The following is a 9515-nucleotide window of genomic DNA, read 5'->3' on the forward strand; positions in this document are numbered from 1 at the left end:
CGGTCTTTATCATTTTACACCCAAGATTCTAGCCCATATCAGGCTACACCTTGTCCAGCTTCCTGTACTCCTCCGGTGTATATCCGGTCAGCTTCTTGAACAGGCGGAAGAAGTATTTGGCATTGTCATAGCCGAGAGTCTTGGCAATCTTATAAATCTTCTCATCGCCTTCCCGCAGCAGCCTCTTCGCTCGCTCCATACGCAGTCTGTTGACATAATCGATCAGATTATCGCCAGTCTTCTCCTTGAACAGATGGCTCAGGTAGCTGGGGCTGATAAAGAACAGATTGGACAGATGCTCCAGTGAGATGGAAGAGCCGATATTCTTGTCGATATACAGCTTTACATTGTCGATGATGCTCGGCGAGGTGTAGACAGATTGTTCTTTCAGCAGCTCGGCGGCCGAGGTGAGCACTGTATCAAAATAAGTGCGAATCTCCTCGGCATCAAATGAGATATTCAGCACGGCTTCTAGACTGGAAGAAGGCTGCTGTCCATTCTCTACAAGGAAGTATGCCGAGAGAAGGGCTTTGACTTCAGCAATAATGAGCCGGCAGTTCTCTTTGAGCTGCTGGACATTAGCGGCGGGCTGGCCCCGGTAGAAGTCGAAATAATTCTGCACCAGCTCACTGACTTTGCCGGAATTCCCCGACTCGATGAAGAACAGCAGGTCACGCTGACCTCCCCACATGTCGCCCGTCGCCGGATAGGAGCCCGGACGGTATTCATACAGCTGCCCCTGATCGGCGACGGCGCGGCAGTTCAAGGCTGCTGTCGCTTCTTCGCGCGCCTGGGGCAGCTCCGTCAAGACCGACTTGACGCTGCTCATGCCGATACAAATCTGCGGACCTGCTTCGGCGATGTAACTCCGGGCATCTTGCCCGGCCACTTCCAGCGTGTCTGCCAGGCTGAGCCCGGCATCGCACAGCCGCAGGGTGAAAGCCAGCTTCCGGCTTTGCGGGTGCGGCAGGAACAGCAGGTGGGACTTGGCAATCATGGGCTCCTGAACCAGAAATTCATCGGGGTTGTACAGGGCCAGCAGCACCATCCGGCAGTTGGCTGTTATCTCCCGGACTGGAGCAGAGCGAAACAACGGCGGTTTGTCAGTAGGGTAATTACCGATAATGTAATGGAGCAGCGCCTGCAGATCCCCCAGCACACTGAGCTGCTCTGCTTCCCAGGTGATATGCTGCGCCGCAGCTTTGGCCGATTGTTCACTCTCCAGTGTAGTGACCGCCTTGGCAATCGCTGCCCGGATTTCCTCTCTGTTGAACGGTTTCAGCAAATAGTGAACAGCCCGAGCAGAGATGGCTTCCTGCATATATTCGAAATCGGAGTGTCCGCTGATGACAATGATTTTTTTGTCCGGATAGTCGCTTTGCAGCCGTCTTAACAGCGACTTTCCATCCATGACCGGCATTCGCATATCCGTGAAGATGATCTGCGGGTCCAACGCGCCTATCATCTCCAGGGCATCCTCGCCGTTGTCGGCTTCCCCGAGGAAGTCAAGCCGCTCGTCCACTGCTGTTATTTTCTTGAGCAATCCCTGCCGGATCAGCGGTTCATCGTCAACAATGATGAATGAGTACATGGCACTATTGCCTCCTTGTTGTTCGTTTATTTAGCCGGGAGTGTTAGCGTGATGGCAGTACCCACGGCAGGTTCGCTGGTGATGCTCAGGCCGAAATCTCCTCCGTAATAGAGGGCGATGCGGGAGTGCACATTCTTAATGCCGATGCTTTGCTTGCTGCGGTGTCCGATGCCCATAAATTCCGGCGGCTGCAGCAGCAGTGTCCGGATCTCGGCCAGCCGCTCTTCTGAGATGCCAATGCCGTCGTCGCGAATTTCGAAGATGACACAGCCCTCTTCGGGTACAAGCCTGCCATTCAACCAGACGGTGCCGCCGCCTTTCTGATTCTCAAGGCCGTGGTAAATCGCATTTTCCACCAGAGGCTGGAGGATCAGCTTCAGGATTTTGACATCCTCTACATCTGCGCCGATCTCTTTGACGAAGCGGATTTTGCTGCCGTAACGGATCTGCTGGATCGCCATATAGTTATCGACATGCTGCAGCTCTTCCCGGGCAGAGACCAGCTCACTGTCGGTTTTGATGCTGTAGCGGAACATGTCGCCGAGTGCCTTGGTCATAATGGCGATGCTCTCGACTTCCTCGATTTCGGCAATGCTGTTGATCGATTCCAGCGTGTTGTAGAGGAAATGCGAGTTAATCTGCGCTTCCAGCGCCTTCATCTGCGAATCCATCGTCAAGATTTTATTCTGATAGCTTTCCCGGATGAAATTATCGATGTCCTGCATCATTTTGTTGTACTCGGTGTAGAGGAAGCTGATTTCATCCATCCGTTTGGGCTTGATGTCGGTAGTGATAAATTTGTGGGCTTTGTTCTTGCGCATAATGACGGCCAGACGCGTAATCGGCTTGGTAATCCAATTGGACAGGAGTACGGACAGCAGAATGAAGATAACGGCGCAGGTCAGGGAAATATAGATGATCAGCTTGCGTGAGATACCATAGTTCTCGTACAGCTCAGTAAGTGAAATATTGGCGATGACGGTCCAGTGGTAAACCGGCAGCCGCTGAATGACCGTTAGGGTATCCTTGTTATAAAATTCGGTCTCGTTGCCCGACATGGCTTCGGTTCGCGTAATCAGCTCTTGCGGCAGACGGGCTCCCGCGCTAGTGCCGGTACTGTCATAAATGATGTTGCCGTTGTCGTTGGCCAGGACGAAGTAGCTCAGATTCGGGACCGCATCGCTGCTGAGGCCCTTAAAGATATCAAGAGTGCAATCCAGCATGAAGACACCGAGGAACTGTTGGGTGTTCATATCGTATAGTGCACGGGAGAAAACGACAGATGGCTCAGAATGGATAATGTATGGCTTGATGCCTGGCTCTCCAATATAAAGCTGGCCCTTGTTCGCGATCGTCTTGTGATACCAATCATCGGCGGAGGGAACATAATCCACCTGCAGCTCTGCCCCGTAGCTGATGTTCTTGCCGTCAGGCGAGAACAGGTAAATGCCGTTGACGTAGTCATAGCTAAGGAGAAGATTCTCAAATATCAGCTTAAGCTTGTTCTGGATAATGAAGATATCATAGGAATCACTGGTTTTCGCCAGCTTCTTAAGCTCGTCGCTGACCGTACTGTACGCAGTTGCACTTGAGGACTGCTGCTGGAGTGTAAGTGAGATCCGTTCAATGTTGCTGAAAATATCCTCTATGCCCTGGACTGTATTATGAACCGTATTCGAAGCGACGAGCGAGGTTTGCTGGTTGACCAGCTCCGTATAACTGCGGTATGAATTATAGGTTACAATTACGATGGGAATGACGGATACAAGGACAAGCACGAGAAAAAGCTTGGTTTTGAGATTGAAAAAAGCCATGCTTGCCGCCTCCTTCCCCGTAATCTAAAAATAGTGCACCCTGAATGCAAAAGTAATTATACCGCTTACAATATTAAAATAACAATACAGCAGCAGAAATGGCTGCTGCCAGGATGTAGAAGCTACAGGAAAACAGGGAGGTTATACAAGTGAAGACACGGACCAAGAAACGGACAGGAACGCTGGTACTCGCAATGCTGCTTGCTGTGCTGGCCGGCTGCGGCTCGAACAACGGGGCGAACAATGATGTAAACAATGGAGCGAACAGCGGCGGCGAAAATGCAAGCGCTTCAGCTCCTACAAGCAGCACTCCGGACAGCGGCAAGAAAGTGACGCTGACCATGATGGTCTCCGGCACCAAGGCGCCGGACGGACAGGATTTTGCGCTCGACATTATGCCGAAGCTGGTGCAGGAGAAGTTCCCTAATGTGACGCTGGAAACCTCCAAGCTCCCGGATGAACAATACTTCACTTCCATCCGGACGAAGCTGGCTTCCGGCAAGGGACCGGATATTTTCTGGGTATTCCCCCGCAATGCATCGCTTGGGGTACTTGATATGGCCAAGGCTGGCTACGCCGCCGACTTGTCCGATCTGACCTTCTGGGACAAGATCAGCCAGGGAGCGAAGGATGATATGTCTTATGAGGGCAAGCCTTACGGCATCGCCGGCGGGCTGGATTACCTTGGAGTGTATTACAACAAGGAATTGTTCACACAGGCGGGCATTACCGAAATGCCGCAGGATTGGCCGGCGTTCCTCGAAGCATGCCAGAAGCTGAAGGATGCAGGCATTACGCCGATCTCCCTGGCCGATAAAGACCCTTGGTTCCTCCAATTCGGCATGTATCAGATCGCTGCGAATGAGGTCTATCCGGATGAAATGGACTTTGATACCAAGCTGCAGGCCGGGGAGAAGTCATTGACCGATCCGAAATGGGTGGATACGATTTCCAAGATGAAAGAGCTGTATGACAAAGGCTTCGTCATCAAGAATTCGCTGGGCCTCGGCAGCGCCCAGGCAGCACAGCAATTCGTCGATGGCAAAGCGGCGATGATCTTTGACGGTACATGGGACTACGCGACGATGACGGCCAAAGGTGCGGCCGAATTTACCCGCGGCTTCTTCTCACTGCCGGCCAATGAACCGGGACAGCCTACTTATGTCTCCGCCGCCACCGCCGCCGGATTCGCGCTGAATGCCAAATCGGAGAACCTGGATATCGCCAAGCAAGTGATGAATTACCTGTTCGACGGACAGTCCGATCTGTTCAAGGCCTGGACGGAGTCCAACAGCTCGATCAGCGTCTATGAAGGTGTGCCGCTGAACCATGAGCTGTTCAAAGAAGTCAATGATTCCTACTTGAACGAAGGCAAGTCGGTCTACTTCCCGAACCAGATGTGGCCGACGGGAGTTGCCGAGGAGATGGAAGCGAAGTTCGCCGAAATTATCGGCGGCCGCAAGACGACACCGGAGCAGGTTACCGCAGCCATGGACGCCAAGTTCAAAGAATTGTGGAAGCAATAAACAGATAAAATGTTCGCCAGTCCGGGCCTTTGACCGGTCCGGGCTGGGCGGACATCAGTTTTACAGGAAGGGTGGAACATCAGATGAATTCAACTGTGATGAAGAAAACGTTGTACTTGTTCGCGCTGCCGGCGCTGGTCTTTTACTTGCTGTTCTGGATCTTTCCGATTGGCAAGCTGTTTCAATACAGTGTGACCGACTTTAACGGTTATGCACAGACCTTCAACTATATTGGCTTTGATAACTTCAGGGATCTGTTCCAGGGAGGCACGCTGGGCAATTCCATCCGCAACACGCTGATTTATACCGTTGTCAGCGTCGTCGCCGGTAACCTGATCGGGCTTGGCCTGGCGCTGCTGCTGAATATGAATATCCGGGGCAAAGGCTTTTACCGCTCCATATCCTATATCCCCACGCTGTTCAGTGCGATTGTCGTCGGCTTCATCTGGAGTTATGTATACATGCCGGACAGCGGGATGATTGCGGCCTTTCTGACCAAGCTGGGAATCCCAAGCGATAATCTGAATTTTCTTGGCAGCTATTCCACGGCGCTGTACTCGATTATCTTTGTGGAAATCTGGAAGAATGTCGGTACGACGATGATTATCTTCCTGGCCGGTCTGCAGACGGTTCCGAACGATCTGCTGGAAGCCGGACGAATTGACGGATGCGGCCCCTTCAAGCTGCTGCGATATGTAAAGCTGCCGCTGCTCGCCACATCCATCACCATTAATACAACGCTAAGCTTAATCAACGGGTTAAAGGCCTTCGACTTTCCGTTTATTATGACTAATGGCGGACCGGGAACTTCGACTAACACCCTGATTTACTCTATATACAAAATGGCGTTCACGGAGCAGATGTTCGGCAAAGCCTCGGCGTTGGGGATCATTTCATTCCTCATCATCATCGTCATCACGGCTGTGGCCGTGCTTCTGATGAACCGGAAGGAGGTGTCGGCATGAGCAGCGGAGCATTCACCGGCAAGATGCTGGAGCAGGAGCCGGCCCGTCATACCCGTAAGTCCGGTAAAGCTGCCCGATGGCTTAAATCAGGGCTTGTACAATTCGTGGTTATCGCCATTATGGTGCTGAATCTGATCCCGCTGGTCATTGTCCTGTCCACGTCCCTCCGGTCGCCGGACAACAACACAAACCCTCTGAATTTGTTCAACGAACTTTCGTTCTCCAGTTACCGGGATGCCTTTGAACGGATGCATTTTGGCTCTGCCTTTATGAACAGCGTCGTGCTGACCGGCATTTCCGTTGTGCTTGTCGTCATTCTCGCCGCAATGGCTTCGTATCCTATGGCGCGGATTCAGAGCAAATGGAGCCAGTTTCTCTATCTGTTCTTCCTGGCAGGGCTGGTTGTACCGGGGCAGATGGTTTTGATACCTATTGTGCAAATGATTAACAACATGGGGATTCCCAGTACGAAATACACGCCGATTCTGATGTTCGTAACCTGCAGTCTGCCATTCTCCACGTTCCTGTACACCGGCTTTATCCGCAGCGGCGTGCCGGTCGAGGTCGAAGAGGCGGCGCATATTGACGGGGCAGGGCTGCTGCGCCGGTTCTGGACGGTGGTGTTCCCACTGCTCATTCCGGTAACCGTCTCGGTCATTATTACCCAGGGAATCTGGATCTGGAATGATTACTTCTTTAATATGACGTTCATCTCCAAAGCGGCCGATTCGCCACTCCCCTTGGCTATGCTGGGCTTCATGGGCGACCAGCAGAATCCGACCCAGTGGAACGTCTTGTTCGCGGCCTGCATGCTGTGCGCGCTTCCGCTGCTGATCGCTTTCTCGTTCCTGCAGAAGTATTTTGTCGGCGGACTGACGGTGGGCTCGGTGAAGGGATAAGCAACATACACTTCACTTCGTAATTCATATCAAACGAACAGCGGCAATTCTCCTGAACCCACAGGATGAATTGCCGCTGTTTTTTTGTGATGGACATCCGGAATGTATGATTTCAATCCGATAAATACTATTTTGCCTTTGATTTTTTCAGTATCGTTGCACATAGCAAGTTCAATTTACTTAAGAGGAAGGAGAATAAACAGGGCATGATTAAAGCCGTCATATTTGATCTGGATGGGGTTATTGTCTCCACGGACGAATATCACTACCAGGCCTGGAAGCAAATCAGCGATGCCGAAGGCATCCCGTTTGACCGGGAAGCCAATGAAAGGCTCCGCGGCGTGAGCCGGATGGAGAGCCTCGAGCTTATTCTGGAACAGGCTTCAACAAGGTATACAGCAGAACAGAAGCAGGGGCTGGCCGAGCGAAAAAATGTGATCTACCGGGAGCTGCTGAACCGCTTGAGCGAAACTGACATCCTTCCCGGTGTAATGAATTTAATTACAGCACTGCAAGAGCGACATATCTTGACCGCCATCGGTTCCTCCAGCAAGAATACGCCTGTCATTCTGAACAAGATCGGGCTCGACAATGTCTTTGATGTGGTTGTTGATGGAAACGATATCAGGAATAGCAAGCCTGATCCGGAGGTGTTTCTTCAGGCTGCGGAACGCTTGGGAATTTCCCCTGAGGACTGTGTAGTCGTGGAAGATGCTGAAGCCGGAATTGCGGCCGCCCATGCGGCCGGTATGAAAACGGTAGGAGTAGGAGCGGCTGCAGGGCTTTCAGGATTAACGGTTGCCGCCCCGAGTCTGGAAGGCGTGTCTGTCCAGAAGATTATTCAATGAAGAGAGGGAATAAGCGAGATGACGGATTTAAAGGCTAAACCGTTTTATTTACAGGATGAGGATATTGAGTGGGTTAACCAAACACTGGCAGGCATGACGCTCGATGAGAAAGTGGGGCAGCTGTTTTGTCTGATTGCTTATACAAGCGAAGAAGAACAACTCCGAAGCCTGGCCCGGGATGTCAAGGCCGGAGGGGTTATGTGCCGTCCGATGCCCACTGCCGAGGCTGTGGATACGATCCGCATTCTCCAGGAGAATGCTAAGATTCCCATGCTGATTTCCGCCAATTTGGAAGCGGGCGGCAACGGTATTGCAGTCGAAGGCACCCGTGTCGGGTCACACATGCAGATTGCCGCTACGGATGACGATAGCCTGGCTTATAAAGCGGGAGCGGTGTGCGGACGTGAAGGTGCAGCGGTAGGTGCGAACTGGGGGTTCGCTCCAATTATTGATATCGACTATAATTTTCGCAATCCGATTACCAATACCCGCACATTCGGTTCCGATCCGGAGCGGGTACGCCGGATGGGCGCAGCTTATGCTAAAGGGATGCAGGAGCATGGCGTCGCTGCATCGGTCAAGCATTTTCCCGGTGATGGGGTAGACGAGCTGGATCAGCATCTGGCCATCTCTATCAACGGATTGTCCACTGCAGAATGGGATCAGACTTATGGAAAGGCCTATGAGCATGCGATTGAAGAAGGTGCACTGACAGTAATGATCGGACATATTATGCAGCCCGCCTATTCGAGACACTTCAATCCGGCCATCACGGATGAGGAGCTGCTTCCGGCTTCGCTGTCCTATGACCTGACTACGCGGCTGCTGAAGGAGAAGCTTGGCTTCAACGGTCTTGTAGTCACCGACGCCTCTTCCATGGCGGGAATGGTCATTCCGATGCACCGCTCCAAGGCCGTTCCCCAGGCCATTGCTGCGGGCTGTGACATGTTTCTCTTCACTCGGAATATGGAAGAAGATCTGGCCTACATGAAGCAGGGGATCGAGGACGGTACCGTTGCACCCGAACGCCTGGAGGATGCGCTGCGCAAAATTTTAGCGCTGAAGGCTTCGCTTGGCCTGCACCGCAAGCAGAAGGACGGCACACTGATCCCTGACCTGGAAACGGCCAAGCAGGTGCTTGCTGCAGAAGAGCACAAAGCCTGGGCACAGGAAATTACGGCGCGCAGCATTACGCTTGTCAAGGAAGAGGCGGGCGTGCTTCCTTTGTCCCCCGCGAAGCACCGACGGGTGCTTTTGTATCCGCTCCAGTCCGGGCAAAGCTATTTCGCGGCAGCAGCTGATACCTCCATTACGGCATTTAAACAACGGTTGGAGCAGAAGGGGTTTGAGGTCGAGCAGTTTAATCCCAGCAAAGGGATGGAAGGACTGCTGAAGGCATATCAGGATTACGTCGACCAATATGATGTCATCCTCTATGTAGCTACACTCGCTACGAAGAGCAATCAAACCACGGTGCGGATCGAATGGGCTCAGCCGATGGGTGCGGATGTGCCGGTATTCCAGGCCGAAATCCCGACGGTGTTCATCTCCCTGGAGAATCCGTATCACTTGCTTGATGTTCCAAGGGTCAAGACCTTTATCAATACCTACGGCACCTCGGAAATTGTGCTTCAGGAGCTTGTAGATAAACTGACCGGAAACTCGGAGTTCAAGGGCGTCAGCCCCGTAGATCCATTCTGTGGCAGATGGGATGCCCGCATATAATTGCAATGAAACGGTACGACGCCCGAAGGCGCGTACCGTTTTTATTTGCTGCTAGCGTGCCCAGAGGCACGCATTATCTAGTTGGTGAAAGTCCAACCAAGGGAGGGGCCAAGCCGCCCTTGTAGCTAGGATGCTTGCGCATGGCGA

The 9515-nt window shown here is 52.5% G+C and carries 7 protein-coding genes; 5 read left to right on the forward strand and 2 right to left on the reverse strand.

Annotated elements, in window-relative coordinates; all coding sequences use genetic code 11:
* Nucleotides 1-43 precede the first annotated feature (43 nt).
* Nucleotides 44-1591, reverse strand: coding sequence for a response regulator transcription factor (locus F1379_RS28395; RefSeq protein ID WP_150275838.1), 1548 nt, complete (start codon nucleotides 1589-1591; stop codon nucleotides 44-46).
* 26 nt (nucleotides 1592-1617) lie between these two features.
* Nucleotides 1618-3405: a sensor histidine kinase gene (locus tag F1379_RS28400; protein WP_150275839.1), complete on the reverse strand. Its 1788-nt coding sequence runs from the start codon at nucleotides 3403-3405 to the stop codon at nucleotides 1618-1620.
* A gap of 149 nt (nucleotides 3406-3554) precedes the next feature.
* On the opposite strand from F1379_RS28400, the gene F1379_RS28405 reads away from it, so the two are divergent.
* The 5 genes from F1379_RS28405 to F1379_RS28425 all read left to right on the forward strand — a co-directional run bounded on the left by F1379_RS28405 (nucleotide 3555) and on the right by F1379_RS28425 (nucleotide 9368).
* Entirely contained in the window at nucleotides 3555-4931 is a 1377-nt protein-coding gene (locus F1379_RS28405; RefSeq protein WP_239004846.1) for an ABC transporter substrate-binding protein, read from the forward strand.
* Nucleotides 4932-5014: 83 nt separating this feature from the next.
* Nucleotides 5015-5896, forward strand: a complete 882-nt coding sequence (locus F1379_RS28410; RefSeq protein WP_150275840.1) for a carbohydrate ABC transporter permease — start codon at nucleotides 5015-5017, stop codon at nucleotides 5894-5896.
* A complete protein-coding gene (locus tag F1379_RS28415) occupies nucleotides 5893-6795 on the forward strand; it encodes a carbohydrate ABC transporter permease (protein ID WP_239004847.1) in 903 nt (300 codons plus the stop codon). Before F1379_RS28410 ends, F1379_RS28415 begins: the two co-directional genes overlap by 4 nt.
* A gap of 206 nt (nucleotides 6796-7001) precedes the next feature.
* Complete coding sequence (pgmB, locus tag F1379_RS28420) at nucleotides 7002-7643, forward strand: beta-phosphoglucomutase (RefSeq protein WP_150275841.1); 642 nt, start codon at nucleotides 7002-7004, stop codon at nucleotides 7641-7643.
* A gap of 18 nt (nucleotides 7644-7661) precedes the next feature.
* Nucleotides 7662-9368 (forward strand): glycoside hydrolase family 3 protein, encoded by a 1707-nt coding sequence (locus F1379_RS28425; RefSeq protein WP_203457192.1) that lies wholly within the window; start codon nucleotides 7662-7664, stop codon nucleotides 9366-9368.
* Nucleotides 9369-9515 lie beyond the last annotated feature (147 nt).

Source organism: Paenibacillus tepidiphilus (genome assembly GCF_008635795.1).
GTDB classification, from domain to species: Bacteria; Bacillota; Bacilli; order Paenibacillales; family Paenibacillaceae; genus Paenibacillus_AQ; species Paenibacillus_AQ tepidiphilus.

Excerpts from the sequence above, each read along its gene's own strand:
- F1379_RS28410 (WP_150275840.1), top strand. The coding sequence starts at position 5,015 with ATGAATTCAACTGTGATGAAGAAAACGTTGTACTTGTTCGCGCTGCCG.
- F1379_RS28400 (WP_150275839.1), bottom strand. The coding sequence starts at position 3,405 with ATGGCTTTTTTCAATCTCAAAACCAAGCTTTTTCTCGTGCTTGTCCTT.
- F1379_RS28425 (WP_203457192.1), top strand. The coding sequence starts at position 7,662 with ATGACGGATTTAAAGGCTAAACCGTTTTATTTACAGGATGAGGATATT.
- F1379_RS28415 (WP_239004847.1), top strand. The coding sequence starts at position 5,893 with ATGAGCAGCGGAGCATTCACCGGCAAGATGCTGGAGCAGGAGCCGGCC.
- pgmB (WP_150275841.1), top strand. The coding sequence starts at position 7,002 with ATGATTAAAGCCGTCATATTTGATCTGGATGGGGTTATTGTCTCCACG.
- F1379_RS28395 (WP_150275838.1), bottom strand. The coding sequence starts at position 1,591 with ATGTACTCATTCATCATTGTTGACGATGAACCGCTGATCCGGCAGGGA.